Genomic DNA, 17,752 nt, shown 5'->3' with positions numbered 1-17,752 from the left:
TTTGTCCCTCCCCCACCGTACGGAGTCCCCCGCGATGCACAGCCCCCACGACCGGTACGTCCGGGTGCGCGACGCCCGTGAGCACAATCTCAAGGGCGTCGACGTGGACGTCCCCAGGGATGTGGTGGCGGTGTTCACCGGCGTCTCGGGGTCGGGGAAGTCCTCGCTGGCGTTCGGGACGGTCTACGCGGAGGCCCAGCGGCGCTACTTCGAGTCGGTCGCCCCGTACGCCCGACGGCTGATCCACCAGGTGGGCGCCCCGAAGGTGGGCGAGATCACCGGGCTGCCGCCCGCAGTCTCCCTCCAGCAGCGGCGGGCGGCCCCGACGTCCCGTTCCTCGGTGGGGACGGTCACCAACCTCTCCAACTCCCTGCGGATGCTCTTCTCCCGCGCGGGCGACTACCCGCCGGGCGCCGAGCGGCTGGACTCCGACGCCTTCTCGCCCAACACCGCCGCCGGCGCCTGCCCGGAGTGCCACGGGCTCGGCCGGGTGCACCGCACGACCGAGGAACTGCTGGTCCCCGATCCCTCGCTGTCGATCCGGGACGGTGCGATCGCCGCGTGGCCGGGCGCCTGGCAGGGCAAGAACCTGCGCGACGTCCTGGACGCGCTCGGCTACGACGTGGACCGGCCCTGGCGCGAACTGCCCGCCGAGGCGCGGGAGTGGATCCTGTTCACCGAGGAGCAGCCGGTGGTCACCGTGCACCCGGTGCGGGACGCGGGCCGCATCCAGCGGCCGTACCAGGGCACGTACATGAGCGCCCGGCGTTATGTGATGAAGACGTTCGCGGACTCCAAGAGCGCCACGCTGCGGGCGAAGGCCGAGCGCTTCCTGACCAGCGAGCCCTGCCCGGTGTGCGGCGGCGGCAGGCTGCGGGCCGAGTCGCTCGCGGTGACCGTCGGCGGCCGCAGCGTGGCCGAGCTGGCCGCGCTGCCGCTCACCGAGCTGGCCGCCCTGCTGCCGACCGAGGGCGAGACGGCCAAGGTCCTGACCGAGGACCTCACCTCCAGGATCGCACCCGTCGTCGAGCTGGGTCTCGGCTATCTGAGCCTCGACCGGCCCACCCCCACCCTGTCCGCGGGCGAGTTGCAGCGGCTGCGGCTGGCGACCCAGCTGCGGTCCGGACTGTTCGGCGTCGTGTACGTCCTGGACGAGCCCTCCGCGGGTCTGCACCCGGCGGACACCGAAGCGCTCCTGACGGTGCTGGAGCGGCTGAAGGCGGCCGGCAACTCGGTGTTCGTGGTGGAACACCACCTGGGCGTGATGCGCGGCGCCGACTGGATCGTGGACGTCGGGCCGCTGGCCGGCGAGCACGGTGGCCGGGTGCTGTACAGCGGCCCGGTCGACGGGCTGGCCGAGGTCGCCGGGTCCGCCACCGCCCGTCACCTCTTCGGCCGTTCGCCCTCGCCCGTGCGCGAGGCGCGTGCCCCGCGGGGCACGGTGACGGTCGGTCCGGTGACCCGGCACAACCTGCGCGGGGTGACCGCGCGGTTCCCGCTCGGGGTGCTCACCGCGGTGACGGGCGTGTCGGGCTCGGGCAAGTCGACGCTGGTCGGTGAGATCACCGGGGAACCGGCGGGGGTGGACCGGCTGGTCTCCGTCGACCAGCGGCCGATCGGCCGCACCCCGCGCTCCAACCTGGCCACGTACACCGGCCTGTTCGACGTCGTGCGCAAGGTCTTCGCCGCCACCGACCAGGCACGGGAGAGGGGTTACGGCGTGAGCAGGTTCTCCTTCAACGTGCCGGGAGGGCGCTGCGAGACCTGCCAGGGCGAGGGTTTCGTCAGCGTCGAGCTGCTGTTCCTGCCGAGCACGTACGCGCCGTGCCCCGACTGCGGCGGGGCGCGCTACAACCCCGGGACGCTCGAAGTGACGTACCGGGGGCGGAACATCGCCGAGGTGCTGGACCTGACGGTGGAGAGCGCGGCGGAGTTCTTCGCGGACACACCGGCGGCGGCCCGCGCTCTGACCGCGCTGCTGGACGTCGGCCTCGGCTATCTGCGGCTCGGCCAGCCGGCCACGGAGCTGTCCGGCGGGGAGGCGCAGCGGATCAAGCTGGCGAACGAGCTGCAGCGGGGGCGCCGTGGCCACACCCTGTATCTCCTCGACGAACCGACGACCGGTCTGCACCCGGCCGACGTCGAGGTGCTGATGCGCCAGTTGCACGGTCTCGTCGACGCCGGGCACACGGTGGTGGTGGTCGAGCACGACATGAGTGTGGTCGCGGGCGCCGACCACGTGATCGACCTCGGGCCGGGCGGCGGCGACGCCGGGGGCCGGATCGTGGCCGAGGGGCGGCCGCCGGAGGTGGCGCGGGCGGCGGGGAGCGCCACGGCGCCCTATCTGGCCCGGGCCCTGGACGGCGGGAAGCGCCGGTGAAGGGATTTCACCGGCGCACGGTCCCGCACTGACGTCGGGGGACGGTCACTCGCGGCCCCGCCGCTTGTCGCCGCCCCGCCGGGTCTCGTCCTCCGTGAAGGACTCGGTCTCGGCCTCGATGCGCTCCTTGCGGACCTGGCCGCGCACCGTCTCGTTCTCGGTGTGCTCCTCCGTGGTCATCCGGACGCGCTCGACCGGCACCGTCTCCGTCTCCACGACGGGACGTTCCGCGTGCAGCGTGACCTCGTGCTCGGCCTCGCTGATCTCCGGTCCGGCCAGGGCCTCGTCACGGTTGGCTTCCGTGATGGGCTCGCGCACCACGCGCACTTCCTCGTGGGTCACCGGAACGGTCTGCTGGACCTCTTCCGTGACCACGTACTTGCGGAGCCTGGCCCGGCCCGACTCGTGCCGTTCGACACCGACGTGCATCTGCTCCTCGGAGCGAGTCATGGCCTCGTCGCCACGCATGGCCTCGTCGCCACGCATGGCCTCGTCGCCGCGCATGCCCTCGCGGCGCATGGCGTCCTCGCGGTCGGTCATGCCGCCCGCCGTACCGGCCGCGCCCGCGGCGCCCGCCGCTCCGGCGGCTCCGGCCGTGCCCGCCGTGCCGGGGCCCGCGGCCCAGCGGCCGTCGTCGGTGCGCTCGGCCTCGGACAGCACGCTGTCCCAGTTGATGCCGTAGTAGTCGTAGAGCCGGTGCTCCTCTGTCTCCGACAGATGGCCGCCCGCGTCGACGTCGACCGAGGGCGCGCCCTTGACCTGGTCCTTGCCGTAGGGAACCTCGAGGTGGTCCTGGACCAGCGCGGCGTCGCGGATGGGCACGAAGGACTCGGCGGTGCCGAACATGCCCGTCTTGACGCTCACCCACTCGGGGCGCCCGGTCATGTCGTCGAAGAAGACATGCTTCGCGTCGCCGATCTTGTTGCCGTCCCCGTCGTAGACCGGTTGGTCCAGGACGTTGGCGATCTCTTCACGGGTGATCATCTGCCATCACCCTCCTTTCGGGTGCCTGCTTTCCGATTGTCCGCATCCAGCGGTGAGGAAACGGCACAAACATCACAAACCACACATACTTTTCGAAGGTGCTTTCCCCCGGTCACCGTGAGCGTGATCGTGGACGTGGCGGTGCGCCCGACCGTCGGCCCGGCCGTGGACCGCGTGTTCAGCGGCCTCGGCGAGCCGGCGGCGGTCACGGTGGCGTCCGGGCGGCAGGGCCGGACACACCTCCACCTCGGCCGTCAGCCCCCGCGCCGACACCACTCGCCACAGCGAGGCGAGCAGGGTGTCCAAGCCGACGAACGCGGGCGTCGTGCTCACCGCCCGCCCTCCGGAGCGGTAGCGGATCCGGACCGGCTGGACCGGCACTCCGGCGTCCAGGGCGGCCTGGAACACCGCCCGGCTGAAGACGCCCCGGGCGCGTCCGCACCAGGTGCTGCCCTCGGGGAAGACGGCCACCGCGGCGCCCGCGGCCAGCGCCCGCGCGATCGTGTCGACCGTGTCCGGCAGGGCCCGCAGCCGGTCCCGTTCGATGAACAGCACCCCGGCGCGTGCGGCCGGTCCGCCCGCCACCGGCCAGCGCCGGATCTCGCTCTTGGCCAGCATCCTGGCGGGGCGCACGGCGGCGAGCAGCGGTATGTCCAGCCAGGAGACGTGGTTGGCGACGAGGAGCAGCCCGCCCTCGGCGGGGGCCGTGCCCGTGACGCGGACCCGGACCCCGGCGGCCCGCACCACCCACCGGCACCAGCACCGCACCAGGGCCGGGGGCAGCCCGCGCCGCAGGCCGGGCGGCCCGAGCACGGCGGCGAGCCCGGCCAGGAGCAGCACGCCGAGGGCGGCGAGCCGCAGCACGGCGCGCGGCACGGACGCCGCGGCACGGGGCGGTTCCACGCACGCCCCGGGGGTGCAGGGCGCGACGGGCAGCCAGCCGCTCACCGGGCCGGGGCCGGCGAGAGGAAGTGGCGCAGGTAGCGCGGGTCGACCCGGCTCATCCGCAGCAGCACGTACAGGTCCGCCACGCCGAAGTCCGCGTCGTGGGCGGGCTCCCCGCAGACCCAGGCACCGAGCCGGAGGTAGCCGCGCAGCAGCGCCGGCAGCTCGGTGCGCGGGGCGGGCGCCGCGGGGCGCGGGACCCACGGCAGCAGTGGCCGTACCCGGTACTCCTCGGGGGCCAGGTGCTTGGCCCGCACCCGGTCCCAGGTGCCGGCGGCGAGGGCCCCGCCGTCGGCGAGCGGGAGCGAGCAGCAGCCCGCCAGCCACTCGTGGCCCCGGTCGGTCATGTAGCGGGCCAGCCCGGCCCAGACGAGGCCGACGACGGCGCCGTCGCGGTGGTCGGGGTGCACACAGGACCGGCCGACCTCGACCAGCGAGGGCCGGATCGAGTCCAGCGCCGCGAGGTCGAACTCGGTCTCCGCGTACAGTCGCCCGGCGACGGCCGCACGCTCCGGCGGCAGCAGCCGGTAGGTCCCGACGACCTGCCCGGTCGTCTCCTCGCGCACGAGCAGGTGGTCGCAGTACGCGTCGAACGGGTCGACGTCGTACCCAGGCTGGGGGCTCACCAGCAGCGCCCCCAGCTCCCCGGCGAAGACGTCGTGCCGCAGCCGCTGCGCGGCCCGCACGTCCTCCTCGTCCCGGGCTAGGGCGACGGTGTAGCGGCGGGGAGCGGCGGGCTTCGGGGGACGGTTCGCGGTCAGTACGCCGGTCATGGGTGCTCTCCTGGTCGTGAGAACGGTGGTCGTGGGGACGGCTCCGCCACAGTTCTTCCGACGCCGGCTGTACTGCACATGACGAGGGCCGGGAGCGCGGATGTGCGCTTCCTGAATGCCGGGCTCCCCGTCCGGGGGCCCCAACAAGCGAAACGGGGCCGGGAGGAGCACCTCTCCCGGCCCCGTCCGTCCGCACCTGTCGGCGAACGTCGTGGGGGCTACTTCTTCGCCACCTTGCGCGTGGCCCGCAGCCATTCCCTGTTCATGCTGGTGATGGAGACCAGCGGGATGCCCTTGGGGCAGGCCGTCGCGCACTCGCCGGCCAGCGTGCAGCCGCCGAACCCCTCCGCGTCCATCTGCCCCACCATGTCCAGCACCCGCGTCTCGCGCTCGGGCGCGCCCTGCGGCAGGACGTTCAGGTGGTTCACCTTCGCGGAGGTGAACAGCGTCGCCGCCCCGTTCGGGCAGGCCGCCACGCACGCGCCGCAGCCGATGCACTCCGCGTGCTCGAAGGCGAGGTCGGCGTCCGGCTTGGGCACCGGCGTGGCGTGTGCCTCCGGCGCGGCGCCGGTGGGGGCGGTGATGTAGCCGCCGGCCTGGATGATCCGGTCGAAGGCCGAGCGGTCGACGACCAGGTCCTTGACGACCGGGAAGGCGGAGGCCCGCCAGGGCTCGATGTCGATGGTGTCGCCGTCCTCGAAGGACCGCATGTGCAGCTGGCAGGTGGTGGTGCGCTCGGGGCCGTGGGCGTCGCCGTTGATGACCAGCGAGCAGGCGCCGCAGATGCCCTCGCGGCAGTCGTGGTCGAAGGCGACCGGGTCCTCGCCCTTGAGGATGAGCTCCTCGTTGAGGGTGTCGAGCATCTCCAGGAAGGACATGTCGCTGGAGATTCCGTCCACCTGGTACGTGGACATGGCGCCGTCGGCGTCGGCGTTCTTCTGCCGCCAGACGCGCAGGGTGAGCTTCATGCGTAGCTCCGCTGGGTGGGGTGGACGTACTCGAAGACCAGGTCTTCCTTGTGCAGGGTGGGGGCCTCGCCGGCGTTGGTGAACTCCCAGGCGGCGGCGTAGCCGAACTCGTCGTCCCTGCGGGCGGCCTCGCCGTCGGGGGTCTGGGACTCCTCGCGGAAGTGGCCGCCGCAGGACTCGGCGCGGTGCAGCGCGTCGAGGCACATCAGCTCGGCGAGTTCCAGGTAGTCGACGATGCGGTTGGCCTTCTCCAGCGACTGGTTGAACTCCTCGCCGGTGCCGGGGACCTTGATGCGCCGCCAGAACTCCTCGCGGATCTGCGGGATGCGCTCCAGCGCCTTGCGCAGACCGGAGTCGGTGCGGGCCATGCCGCAGAACTCCCACATCAGCTCGCCCAGTTCCCGGTGGAAGGAGTCCGGGGTGCGGTCGCCGTCCACGGACAGCAGCAGGTTGAGCCGGTCCTCGGTCTCGGCCAGCACCTCCTGCACCACCGGGTGGTCGTCGTCCACGTCGTCCTTGTGGGGGTTGCGGGCGAGGTAGTCGTTGATGGTGGCCGGCAGCACGAAGTAGCCGTCGGCCAGGCCCTGCATCAGCGCGGAGGCGCCGAGCCGGTTGGCCCCGTGGTCGGAGAAGTTGGCCTCGCCGACGGCGAACAGGCCGGGGATCGTGGTCTGGAGGTCGTAGTCGACCCACAGTCCGCCCATCGTGTAGTGCACGGCGGGGTAGATCCGCATGGGCACCCGGTACGGGTCCTCGTCGGTGATCCGCTGGTACATGTCGAAGAGGTTGCCGTACTTGGCCTCGACGGCCTTGCGCCCCATGCGCTCGATGGCGTCGGCGAAGTCCAGGTAGACGCCCTGGCCGCCGGGGCCCACTCCCCTGCCCTCGTCGCAGACGTTCTTCGCGGCGCGGGAGGCGATGTCGCGGGGCACGAGGTTGCCGAAGGACGGGTAGATGCGCTCCAGGTAGTAGTCGCGCTCGTCCTCGGGGATCCTGTTCGGGGGCCGGTCGTCGCCCTTGGCCTTCGGCACCCAGATCCGGCCGTCGTTGCGCAGCGACTCGCTCATCAGGGTCAGCTTCGACTGGTGGTCGCCGGTGCGCGGGATGCAGGTCGGGTGGATCTGCGTGAAGCAGGGGTTGGCGAAGTAGGCGCCGCGCCGGTGCGCCCGCCAGATCGCGGTCGCGTTGGAGTTCATGGCGTTGGTGGAGAGGTAGAAGACGTTGCCGTAGCCCCCGCTGGCCAGGACGACGGCGTCCGCGAAGTACGTGTCGATCTTCCCGGTGATCAGGTCCCGGGCGACGATCCCGCGGGCCCGGCCGTCCACGACGATCAGGTCGAGCATCTCGGTGCGGGCGTGCATCTCGATGTTCCCGGCCGCGATCTGCCGGCTGAGGGCCTGGTAGGCGCCGAGCAGCAGCTGCTGGCCCGTCTGGCCGCGGGCGTAGAACGTGCGGGAGACCTGCACGCCGCCGAAGGAGCGGGTGTCGAGCAGACCGCCGTACTCGCGGGCGAAGGGCACGCCCTGGGCCACGCACTGGTCGATGATCTCGACGGAGATCTGCGCGAGCCGGTGCACGTTGGACTCGCGGGAGCGGAAGTCGCCGCCCTTGACGGTGTCGTAGAACAGGCGGTGGATCGAGTCGCCGTCGTTGCGGTAGTTCTTCGCGGCGTTGATGCCGCCCTGCGCGGCGATGGAGTGGGCGCGGCGCGGCGAGTCCTGGTAGCAGAACTGGACGACGTGGTAGCCCTGTTCGGCCAGCGTCGCGCCGGCGGAGCCGCCCGCGAGACCGGTGCCGACGACGATGACGGTCTTGCCGCGCCGGTTGGCGGGGTTGACCAGCTTCGCCTCGAAACGGCGCGTGTCCCAGCGCTCGTTGACCGGTCCGGCGGGGGCCTTGGTGTCGGCGACCGGCTCGCCGGTCGTGTAGTCGGCGTAGGTAGTCATGTCAGCTCACCACTCCGGTCATGACGCCCACGGGTACGGCGACGAAGCCGGCCGTGAGCAGCAGCGCGAGGACGTTCGCGGTCGTCTTCAGGGCGCGGTCGCGGGTACGGCTGCCCGCGCCGAGGGTCTGGGCGGCGCTCCAGAAACCGTGCCGGATGTGCAGGCCGAGGGCGAGCATCGCGACGATGTAGATGACGTTGCCGTACCAGGTGGAGAAGGTGTCCACGACGTTCTGGTAGGGCTTGCCGGTCTCGAAGCCGCCGGAGTGCACGGTGCCGGTGGTCAGGTCGAGGAGGTGCCAGACGATGAAGAGGCCGAGGATGATCCCGCCCCAGCGCATGGTGCGCGTCGCGTAGCTGGAGCGCGGCTTCCTGTGCACGTACTTGCTGGGCCGCGCCTTGATGTCGCGGCGGCTGAGCTGGTACGCGGAGACGGCGTGGGCGACGACGGCGACCACCAGCACGACGCGGATCAGCCAGAGCGTCCACTCATAGTGCATGAACGGCTCGCCCACCGTGCGCAGCCAGTGGGCGTAGTGGTTGAACTCCTCGGTCCCGAAGAAGATCTTCAGGTTTCCGATCATGTGGGCGACCAGGTAGAGCAGCATGACGAGACCGCTGACCGCCATCACTGTCTTCTTGCCGACGGTCGAGTCCCACACGGTGCGCGCCATGGACGGCCGTCGGTCCGTCCGCGTTGCCAGAGCCATGTCACAGGACGTTACGGGGACCAGGCCTCATCGGTCCAAGACATGGAACGCCTGGATTCCATAGGTCTTGCCTATCGAAGCCGTATGCTCCCGGTATGCAGTTGCAACAACTCCAGTACTTCGTGGCGGTCGCCGAGACCCGGCACTTCACCCGCGCCGCCGAGGTGGTCCACGTGGCGCAGCCCTCGCTGTCGCAGCAGATCAAGGCGCTGGAGCGGGAGCTGGGCGCCGACCTGTTCCTGCGGGCGCGCGGGAACATCACCCTCACCGACGCCGGGGAGGCACTACTGCCGCTGGCCCGGCGCATCCTCGCCGACGCGGACACCGCCCGGCACGAGGTGCTGGAGCTGGCGCAGCTGCGTCGCGGGCGGGTACGGCTGGGCGCCACCCCCAGCCTGTGCACCGGCCTGCTCCCCGATGTGCTGCGCGCCTTCCACGACCGCTATCCCGGCATCCAGCTGCTGATCGAGGAGGGCGGCTCGCACGACCTGGTGCGCGAGCTGGCGCGCGGTGCGCTGGACCTCGCCCTGGTGGTGCTGCCGCTGCCCACCGCGTCGCCGGCGCTGACCACGGTGGAGCTGCTGCGGGAGGACCTGGTGGTGGTGTCGTCCCCGGAGTCGTCCCCGCCGGGCGGCGGGCGCCGTGCCGTGCGCATCACCGACCTGGAGGGCGAGCGTCTCGTGATGTTCCGGCACGGCTACGACCTGCGGGAGCTGACCGTGGCCGCGTGCCGCTCGGCCGGGTTCGAACCGGACTTCGCGGTGGAGGGCGGCGAGATGGACGCGGTGCTGGGCTTCGTGCGGGCCGGGCTCGGCATGGCGGTCGTCCCGCGGATGGTGGCCGCCCGCTCCGGGCGCGGGCTGCGGGTGACCCCGCTGGCCCGGCCCGGGCTGCACCGGACCATCGCCCTGGCCCACCGCAGCGACGTGGCTCCGCCGAGGGCGGCACGGGAACTGCAGCGGATGCTGTTGGAGCGGTGACGGTCCCAGCCTGTCAGGCGAACGTGGCCGGCCTGAGGACCTCCTCGCACCAGCGGCGGAAGCTCGTGGTCGCGGTGTCCGGGGTGCTGGGCTCGGCCACGCCGTAGAAGCCCTGGGCGTCCATCGCCGAGGCCATGTCGGCCAGCCCCTGGGCGCCCGCCTCGCTCGCCCCGAACCGCAGGGCGGACGCCCGGTACGCCTCCGGGGTGGTCTCCCGTACCCGCACCGGGCGGTCCAGTACCTCGGACAGGACCTCCGCCATGCCTGCGGGGGTCAGCTCGTCGGGACCGACCAGGGGGACGTCGGCGCGGCCGGTCCAGGAGTCGTCGAGCAGCAGGCGCGCGGCCGTGGCGGCGATGTCGGCGGTGGCACAGGTCCGCAGGACCCGGTCCGGGGCGTACGCCATGCGGAACTCGCCCGTCTCGCGCAGGGCGGTCGCCTGCCCGAGCAGGTTCTCCATCAGGAAGGGCGGGCACAGGGCGCGGTAGTGCACGCCGGTGGCCGCGATCCGGTCGTCCATGGCGAGCGAGGCGGAGATCGGCCCGGCGTCCTTCGCCACTCCGCGTCCCAGGCTGGAGACGGCGACGACCCGTGCGACGCCCTGGCGCGCGATCACGTCGCACAGCGGCAGCGTGAAGTCGCGGAAGTGGCCCTCGACGCTGTCGGCGCCGGGCGCGGGCGGCACCAGCCAGAACACCTGGTCGGCACCCGCGCAGGCCGCGCCCAGGACCTCGGGGTCGGCGTGCGAGCCCTGGAACACCTCGGCCCGCTCCCGGGCCCGGGCCGGAAGACGGCCTGGATCACGGGCGACGACGCGCAGGGCGGTCCCGTCGCGCCGGGTGCCGAGGCCGTCCAGGACGTTGTCGAGGACCTGCCGGCCGATGCCGCCGGTCGGGGTGGTGATGACGATCACGAGCACAACTCCGGTTCGGGAGAGGGGAGGAGAGAGGGTCCGCGCCGGGGCGGGAAGCCCGTTCCGTCGCTTCCCGGCGCCCTCCCATCCTGTTCGCCGGCCCGGCGGAACTGAAGGATCGTCCGGGTCCCGCTTGTTACCCTGAAGGCAATGCCGGGCGGCATCGCAAGTCGGAGGGAGGCGGAGCATGGAGTCGCGTTCCCTGCGGTACTTCGTGGCGGTCGCCGAGGAGCTGAACTTCGCGCGGGCGGCCGAGCGGCTGGGCATCTCCCCGCCGCCCCTGTCCCGGGCGATCCGCCGCCTCGAGGCCGAGCTGGGCGTCACCCTGTTCGAGCGGACCACCCACAGTGTCACCCGGACCCCGGCCGGGGACGTCCTGCTCACCGAGGCCCACGTAGCGCTGGACGCCCTGGACGCCGCCGGACGGCGGGCCAGGCGCGCGGCCGGGGAACGGAAGCTGGTGCTGGCCGTGAAGGCCGACGGGGACGCCGGGCTGCTGGAGCCGATCCTGGCGCGCTACGCGTCCGAGCCCGGTTCCGTACCGGTCGCCGTCCGGCTGTGCGGGTGGCAGGAGCAGCCGGGACTGCTGCGCAGCGGCGAGGCGGACGTCGCCCTGGTCCACACGCCGTTCGACGGGACCGGCCTGGACACGGAGACGCTGGCCGCCGAACCACGCGTCGCCGTGCTCGCCGCGGACCACCCGCTCGCCGCCCGCGACCGGCTGGAGCTCGCCGACCTCGGCCTGGACGCCGGCAGCGTGGAGCGGCACGTCGACGAGGCCCGGCGCGGCCACGGCGACCTGGCCCAGGTGCTCACGGCCGTCTCCCTCGGAAAGGTCGTCACCCTGCTGCCCGCGTCGATCACCGCGCGCTACCCACGCCCGGGCGTCGCCTACCGCCCGGTCCTGGACGCCCCACCGGTCGTCCTGTCCCTCGCCTGGCCCCAGCAGTCCCACTCCACGGCCACCGCGGCCCTCGTCCGCACGGCAACAGAGGTCGCCGAAGCCACCCACACCGAGCATGAGCCGACCCACCCGGACAAGGCGTGAACCGAGCCCTACCTGACGGCGCATCAAACGGACGGCGACACCGCACGACCCCGCCGCCCCACACCCACCCCGACGGCAAGGCCCACCACCCACTCCCGGAACGCCACCCGAACACCCTCGGAGGTCGCCGAGGCCAGCCGCACGCCGGGGCGCCCCTCACGGCGGGAGCCGGGCCGTCCAGGGCGGGGCCCGGGCGCTCGTGACGGAGCGCGGGCGGGCCGGCGGCCCCGGTCAGCCCGTGGCGTCGACCAGGGCCAGTTCGTGCAGCCGCTCCGGCGGGCCCGGACGGGCGTAGTACCAGCCCTGGGCCGTGTCGCAGCCCAGTATGCGCAACTGCTCGGCCTGGGCGCCGGTCTCCACGCCCTCCACGGTGACCGCGAGGTCCAGGCTGTGGGCGAGGGCGACGATGCCCTCGACGATCTTCAGGTCGACGGGGTCCGCCGGGAACTGCTGCATGCTCTGCGTGAACGAGCGGTCCAGCTTGAGGACGCTCACCGGCAGCCGGCGCAGGTTGGCGAGGTTGGAGTAGCCGGTGCCGAAGTCGTCCAGAGCGATGTCCACGCCCATCTCGGCCAGCCGGCGCAACGGTTTCAGCAGATCGTCGTCGGCGCCGATCAGCGCCGACTCGGTCACCTCCAGGCACAGCGCGTCGGGCGTGACGCCGGTCCGCTCCAGGATCTCCACGGTGTCCTGGACCAGCCCGGGGTGGGTGAGCTGGCAGGGCGAGAGGTTGACGTTGATGCGCAGCGGGCCCGCGGCACCGCTCTCGCCGTACCGCTCGCGCCACAGGCGGGCCTGCCGTACGGACTGCTCCAGGACCCAGCGGCCCAGCGGCACGATCAGTCCCGTGTGCTCGGCCAGCGGGATGAACCGGTCCGGGCCGAGCACACCGTGCTGCGGATGCAGCCAGCGCACCAGCGCCTCGGCGCCGCGCACGCTGCCGTCGCCGAGGTGGACCAGCGGCTGGTACTCGATGAAGAACTCGCCGCGCTCCAGGGCGGCCGGCAGCGCGGTGGTCAGTCCGTGCCGGGTGATGACGCGGGCGTCTGCCTCCGGGTCGGCCAGCTCGAAGCGGTTGCCGCCCGCCGACTTGGCCCGGTACATGGTGATGTCGGCGCTGCGCAGCACCTCCGCGGGGCTGCGCTCCCCCGCCGGGCCCTCGACGATGCCGATGCTGCCGCGCACGGTCAGTTCGCGGCCGTCCACGCTGACCGGGGCGAGCAGCGCGTTCATGATGCGCCCGGCCAGTTCGTCGACCTCGTGCCGGGTGTCGGGTCCCGTGGTCAGCGCCACGAACTCGTCGCCGCCGAGCCGGGCCACCATCTCGCCGGGCGCCGTGGCGCAGGCCTGGAGCCGGTCGGCGACCTCCACGAGCAGCCGGTCGCCGGCCGCGTGGCCGAGGCTGTCGTTGACGGTCTTGAACCCGTCGAGGTCGAGGTAGCACAGGCCGAAGCGCTGGCCCCGGCCCGCGTTCAGGGCCTTCTCCAGGCGTTCGAAGAAGAAGCTGCGGTTGGGCAGGCCGGTGAGCGCGTCGTGCGTGGCCTCGTAGCGCAGCCGCAGGTTGAGCAGCCGCCGCTCGGTGGTGTCCTCCATCAGCGCGAGCTGGTACTGCGGGGTGCCGTCGGCGTCGCGCAGCAGGGAGACGGTGAGGTTGGTCCACAGGACGGTGCCGTCGGGCCGGTAGAAGGCCTTCTCCACGTGGTAGTGCTCGCGCTCCCCGCGCACCAGTTCGTCGTAGAGCCGCCAGGTCTGCGGTGCGTCGTCGGGGTGCGTCCACTCGGTGGCCCGGCGGCCGCCCAGCGTGGGGTCGGCGATGCCGAACATCCGCATCAACGCGTCGTTGACCTGGAGGACGTTGCCGTCCAGGTCGGCGATGCCGATGCCTATGGCGGCGCCCTCGAAGACCGCGCGGAAGCGGGCCTCGCTGGCGTGCAGGGCCTCGGCCACCACGCCCTGCGCCTTCAGGGCGGCCTGCGCGATGGCCTCCTGTTCGGCGAGGGTGCGGGCGCGCAGCGCCCCGGCGAACCCGGCCGCCATCGCGTGCTGCAGCCGCGCCGAACGGGCCCGCAGGTCCTCCGGGTCGCCGTCCTCGCCGCAGTAGAGCACCAGGTAGGCGTCGACGCAGTCCAGCGTCCGGGAGAGCGCCTCCGGGTCGGTGCAGTGCGAGTCGACGAGGGCGGCGCCGACCTCCCTGGCGTCGGCCGCCTCGAAGCTCCGCGCGCGCAGCACCCCGCTCAGCCGGCGGGCCAGCGGCAGCAGTTGCGCCTCGAACTCGGGCCGCGTGGACGAGGTCGAGGTCACCGGGAAGACCGCCCGGCTCCAGATGGTCGCGAACCGGCGCAGTCTGTCCTCCGGCCCGTCCGGCTCCGCGCTCACGCCGTACGCCCCACGCCGGCGAACCCGGAGAACGCGTACGGGTCCTCTTCCTCGGGCTCCCCCAGCGGCCTCCAGCGCGGCATCGGGACCAGTCCGGGCTCCACCATGTCGTACCCCTCGAAGAACCGCGCGATTTCCTCGCGCGAACGCATGATCAGCGGATTGCGGATGCCCTTGTACACGTCCACCGCGCCCCCGGCCCGCTCGGCGGGCAGCGGGATGTTCTCGTACGAGGCGTGCGTGAGGACCAGCAGGCTGCCGGGGGCGAGCGCGTCGCTCAGCTCGGCCACCGCCGCGTACGGGTCGTCCTCGTCTTCCACGAAGTGCAGTATGGCAACCAGCAGCAGGGCGACCGGTCGATTCAGGTCGATCAGCCGCTCCACCTGGGGGCCGGCCAGGATCTCGGCCGGCTTGAGGAGGTCGCCGGCCATGACGTCCGCGTCGTCGTTGCCCGCCAGGACGGCCTCGCTGTGCGCGACCGCGACCGGGTCGTGGTCCACGTACACCACGCGGGCGCCGGGGCGGCTGCGTGCGGCCACCTCGTGGACGTTGCCGAAGGTGGGGATGCCGGAACCGATGTCCAGGAACTGGTCGATGCCCTGGTCGGCCGCGAAACGCACGGCCCGGCGCATGAACGCCCGGTTGGCCTGCATGATCTTGGGGAGCCCCGGCATGAACTCCATGGCCCTGCGGGCCGCTTCCCGGTCGACCTCGAAGTTGTGCGAACCGCCCAGGTAGAAGTCGTAGATCCGGGACACGCTGGGCACCGAGATGTCGATGCTGCGTGGGGCCCAGGCGGGACGCTCCATCTAGCTCTCCAAGGCATAGGCGATCCGGTGTTCGAGCTGAGGCTACTGATCGCCCGCCAAAGGGGCGAGCCCAAACGGAAATTGACCGTCCGTTCCCGGTCACTGCCCCGGGCACGTGCCGTGGGCGAAGGCATGCCAAAGCGCACGAACGGGACCGTCCCCTCCGTCTGGGTGCGGAGGGGACGGCCCGGGGGTCGTGCGCCGAAGGCGGGCGGGCGGGAGGTCGCTACTTCTTCGGCGCGCCGACCGGCTTTCCGTCGGGCTTGACGGCGTACCAGGTGCCGCCGACGCCCTGACCGTTGGTGTCGCCGGCCTTCTTGTCACCGGCGAAGGTGTAGATGGGCCAGCAGTCGATCGTCTGCTGGGCGGCGCCGTCGGGCCGGGTGAAGCTCATCAGCCCCTTCTTCTCGACGCCCTTGGTGTCGTTCGCCTCGACGGGCGCCACGGCCGGCCACTTCTCCAGGCACGCGCCGGTGCAGGCCGACACCGGCTTCGGCCAGGCCTCGTCCTTCATGAAGCGGTAGACGGTCATGCCGTTCTTGTCGACGACGATCTCGCCGAGTTTCGGGTCTTTGCGGGTGGACAGCCCGGCGGCCGGCTCGGCCTTGGCCTTCTTGCCGTCGGCGGCCAGCGCGTACCACTTCTTGCCGACGCCCTGGCCCTTGACCTCTCCGGCGGCGGTGTCCTTGGCGTAGCGGTACGCGGGCCAGCCGCCGATCGTCAGCTGCTTGGTGCCGTCGGGGCGGGTGACCTCGCCGAGGAGGTCCTCGTCGATGCCCTCGCCGGCGATGGCGTCGTCGGCGGCCACCGGCGGCCACTTGGTGGCGCAGTCGTTCTCGCAGGTCGTCTTGGGCGGCTCGGCGGTGTCGGCGTCGAAACGGTAGAGGGTCCGGCCCGCTCCGTCGGTCACCAGCGCGCCGATCTCGGCGTTGGCGGTGACCGACAGCTTGCCCGCGGGTTCCGGCGCGCTCGCCGACGCCTGTCCGGCACCGGCGCCCACTCCGTCGCCGGCGCCGAGGTCGCCGACGTCGCCGGGCGCGGCCGTCGCGCCCACGTTCTGGCTGCCGGCCGCGCCGCCGCCGTCCTGACCGCACGCCGTCGTCAGCGCCAGCACCACCGCGGCGCTCGCCACGAGTGAGGCGCTCCGCCAGGAGGTCTTCATCGTCAATCCCCGATCGTCACGAAGGTGTTGGGGCGTCCTGCCGGCCGCCGCACGACACTGGGTACGCACGAAGGAGCCCGTTGTGTTCAACGGGGCGCGGGGTTTCTTTCCGGCCGACCCCGGCGCGCGGCCCCTCGTACAGGCTTCCGGGCTCCGGCGAATGCGGGTCCGCCGTCGTCAAACCCCTGGTGGGGCCGTGTCCCTCCTTCGGGGCATTCGCCGGGCACTCGGGCGTGGGGCGGTGCGCCAGGCTTCATGATCTGCGTCGTGCATGGACCCGAACCGACCCGATCCGCTGCCGCCGGACGGGTGTTGGCCCTGGTGACGCTGACGTTCACCCTCGTCGGCATACCGGTCGGCCCGGCGCAGGCCGACGCCTGTGCGTACGCCTCGACCGGACCGGACGGCACCGACGCGGTGGCGGTCGCCGGGAGCCTTTCCTGGCCCACCTTCCCGCCGTGCTCCGAGCCGACACCGACACCGACGCCTCCGCCTCCGCCGACGCCCGAGCCGCCCCCGCCCGAGCCCACCCCCCTGCCTCCGCCTCCGCCCGCACCGAAGCCTCCCGCGCCCACGCCGCCGAAGCCGAAACCCGAACCGCCTCCCCCGGCCCCGCGCCCGGCACCGCCCCGGCCCGCGCCCACCCCGGCGCCGACGCCCCGTCCGAGTCCGCCGCCGGTTCGGCCCGAGGCGCCCGCGCCCGCTCCGTCGGTCACACCGACGCCCACGTCCACGCCCCGGCCGTCGCTCAGCCCGGTGCACTACCCGCGCCACCACGCCGCCCGGCCGCCCCGGCGTTCCTCTCGCGGGGCCACGTCGCCGCTCGTCTTCGTCCTGCTCATCACGGTGCCCGCGGTGGTCGCCGTCGCCGCGCTCCGTGCGCGCTGATTCCTGGAGGCCTCTCTTGCCGGAATGGCTTGTTCTCACCCTCGCGATGCTGGCCGCCTGTGCCGTGGTGGTCGTCGTCACCCTCCTACGGCACCGCACGGCGTCCGACGACGAGGACATCACGGAGACCCCCGACGTCATCGAGTACATGACGATGTGGATCGGCGTGGTGTACGCCATCGTCCTGGGCCTGGCCATCGCCGGTGTCTGGGAGGCGCGCAGCGCCGCCGAGGCCGACGTGCAGACGGAGGCCGTCGCGCTGCACGAGATCTCGGAACGGGCCCGGGTCTATCCGCCCGAGGTCCGTGACCGCATCCGTGCGGATGTCAACGCCTATGTCGGACACGTCGTCACCACGGAGTGGAAGGCCATGGCCGACCACGACGAGTTGACCGACCGCGGCGCCGAGCTGCTCGACCGGGTCCGCGCCGACGTCACGGACTACGAGCCGAGGTCGGACTTCGAGGCCCAGGCGTACCAGCCCCTCGTCGACCAGGTGGCCGTCGCGGACCAGGCCCGGAACTCCCGGGCGCAGTCGACCGGGGCGACCATGCCGGGGGTGGTGTGGTTCGGGCTGATCGCCGGGGCCGTCATCACCATCGGGATGGTCTTCGCGCTGCAGATCCGGCGCACACCCCGCGAACTGGTCCTGGCGGGGCTGTTCTCCGCGCTGATCGCCTTCCTGCTCTTCCTGATCTGGGACTTCGACGCACCCTTCAGCAGGGGCGTCTCGGCGTCGACCGACCCGTTCCTGAGCCTGTTCCCCGGCGCCGGGGACTGACCGGGCACCCACACCACGCCCGGGGACGGCGACGGCCGACACGCCGTCACCGTCCCCTGAGCGGCCCACACTCTTGCCCCATTCGCGCTA

General features: G+C 72.7%; 15 protein-coding genes. 5 read left to right on the top strand and 10 right to left on the bottom strand.

What is annotated here, in order from left to right; all coding sequences use genetic code 11:
* Positions 1-34 precede the first annotated feature (34 nt).
* A complete protein-coding gene (locus ACIQFU_RS11710) occupies positions 35-2,380 on the top strand; it encodes an ATP-binding cassette domain-containing protein (RefSeq protein WP_402550699.1) in 2,346 nt (781 codons plus the stop codon).
* A 45-nt stretch (positions 2,381-2,425) separates the two neighbouring features.
* Here ACIQFU_RS11710 and ACIQFU_RS11705 read toward each other — a convergent pair whose 3' ends face one another.
* From ACIQFU_RS11705 to ACIQFU_RS11680, 6 genes are all read right to left on the bottom strand, one after another.
* Positions 2,426-3,364 carry a DUF2382 domain-containing protein gene (locus ACIQFU_RS11705; protein WP_402550698.1) on the bottom strand — a complete coding sequence of 313 codons (939 nt, stop codon included), beginning with the start codon at positions 3,362-3,364 and terminating at the stop codon, positions 2,426-2,428.
* Positions 3,365-3,436: 72 nt separating this feature from the next.
* The gene (locus tag ACIQFU_RS11700; protein ID WP_402550697.1) at positions 3,437-4,312 is read right to left on the bottom strand and encodes a lysophospholipid acyltransferase family protein; all 876 of its coding nucleotides are present in this window, start codon (positions 4,310-4,312) and stop codon (positions 3,437-3,439) included.
* Complete coding sequence (locus ACIQFU_RS11695; protein WP_402550696.1) at positions 4,309-5,082, bottom strand: GNAT family N-acetyltransferase; 774 nt, start codon at positions 5,080-5,082, stop codon at positions 4,309-4,311. Before ACIQFU_RS11695 ends, ACIQFU_RS11700 begins: the two co-directional genes overlap by 4 nt.
* 218 nt (positions 5,083-5,300) lie before the next feature.
* Positions 5,301-6,050: a succinate dehydrogenase/fumarate reductase iron-sulfur subunit gene (locus ACIQFU_RS11690; RefSeq protein ID WP_402550695.1), complete on the bottom strand. Its 750-nt coding sequence runs from the start codon at positions 6,048-6,050 to the stop codon at positions 5,301-5,303.
* Complete coding sequence (locus tag ACIQFU_RS11685) at positions 6,047-7,996, bottom strand: fumarate reductase/succinate dehydrogenase flavoprotein subunit (protein WP_402550694.1); 1,950 nt, start codon at positions 7,994-7,996, stop codon at positions 6,047-6,049. Before ACIQFU_RS11685 ends, ACIQFU_RS11690 begins: the two co-directional genes overlap by 4 nt.
* A 1-nt stretch (position 7,997) precedes the next feature.
* On the bottom strand, positions 7,998-8,669 hold the full coding sequence (locus tag ACIQFU_RS11680) for a succinate dehydrogenase (protein WP_402550925.1): 672 nt from the start codon (positions 8,667-8,669) through the stop codon (positions 7,998-8,000).
* A gap of 131 nt (positions 8,670-8,800) precedes the next feature.
* On the opposite strand from ACIQFU_RS11680, the gene ACIQFU_RS11675 reads away from it, so the two are divergent.
* Positions 8,801-9,685: a LysR family transcriptional regulator gene (locus ACIQFU_RS11675; protein WP_402550693.1), complete on the top strand. Its 885-nt coding sequence runs from the start codon at positions 8,801-8,803 to the stop codon at positions 9,683-9,685.
* 13 nt (positions 9,686-9,698) lie between these two features.
* Here ACIQFU_RS11675 and ACIQFU_RS11670 read toward each other — a convergent pair whose 3' ends face one another.
* Entirely contained in the window at positions 9,699-10,598 is a 900-nt protein-coding gene (locus tag ACIQFU_RS11670) for an NAD(P)H-binding protein (protein WP_402550692.1), read from the bottom strand.
* 187 nt (positions 10,599-10,785) lie between these two features.
* On the opposite strand from ACIQFU_RS11670, the gene ACIQFU_RS11665 reads away from it, so the two are divergent.
* Complete coding sequence (locus ACIQFU_RS11665; RefSeq protein WP_402550691.1) at positions 10,786-11,646, top strand: LysR family transcriptional regulator; 861 nt, start codon at positions 10,786-10,788, stop codon at positions 11,644-11,646.
* Between the two features lie 231 nt (positions 11,647-11,877).
* Here ACIQFU_RS11665 and rmdA read toward each other — a convergent pair whose 3' ends face one another.
* The 3 genes from rmdA to ACIQFU_RS11650 form a co-directional block, all read right to left on the bottom strand.
* Positions 11,878-14,022, bottom strand: coding sequence for a cyclic Di-GMP phosphodiesterase RmdA (rmdA, locus tag ACIQFU_RS11660; RefSeq protein WP_402550690.1), 2,145 nt, complete (start codon positions 14,020-14,022; stop codon positions 11,878-11,880).
* A complete protein-coding gene (locus ACIQFU_RS11655; protein WP_402550689.1) occupies positions 14,019-14,831 on the bottom strand; it encodes an SAM-dependent methyltransferase in 813 nt (270 codons plus the stop codon). Before ACIQFU_RS11655 ends, rmdA begins: the two co-directional genes overlap by 4 nt.
* A 226-nt stretch (positions 14,832-15,057) precedes the next feature.
* On the bottom strand, positions 15,058-15,993 hold the full coding sequence (locus ACIQFU_RS11650) for an SCO0930 family lipoprotein (protein WP_402550923.1): 936 nt from the start codon (positions 15,991-15,993) through the stop codon (positions 15,058-15,060).
* Between the two features lie 756 nt (positions 15,994-16,749).
* Here ACIQFU_RS11650 and ACIQFU_RS11645 point away from each other — a divergent pair.
* Positions 16,750-16,881 carry a hypothetical protein gene (locus ACIQFU_RS11645; RefSeq protein WP_402550688.1) on the top strand — a complete coding sequence of 44 codons (132 nt, stop codon included), beginning with the start codon at positions 16,750-16,752 and terminating at the stop codon, positions 16,879-16,881.
* Positions 16,882-16,897: 16 nt separating this feature from the next.
* Positions 16,898-17,662 (top strand): hypothetical protein, encoded by a 765-nt coding sequence (locus ACIQFU_RS11640; RefSeq protein WP_402550687.1) that lies wholly within the window; start codon positions 16,898-16,900, stop codon positions 17,660-17,662.
* The last annotated feature ends 90 nt before the right edge of the window (positions 17,663-17,752 follow it).

It is taken from the genome of Streptomyces sp. NPDC093065, from assembly GCF_044754585.1.
Classification (GTDB): domain Bacteria; phylum Actinomycetota; class Actinomycetes; order Streptomycetales; family Streptomycetaceae; genus Streptomyces.
Note: the sequence above shows the minus strand (reverse complement) of the source record. Positions and strands in the feature narration are given on the sequence as shown.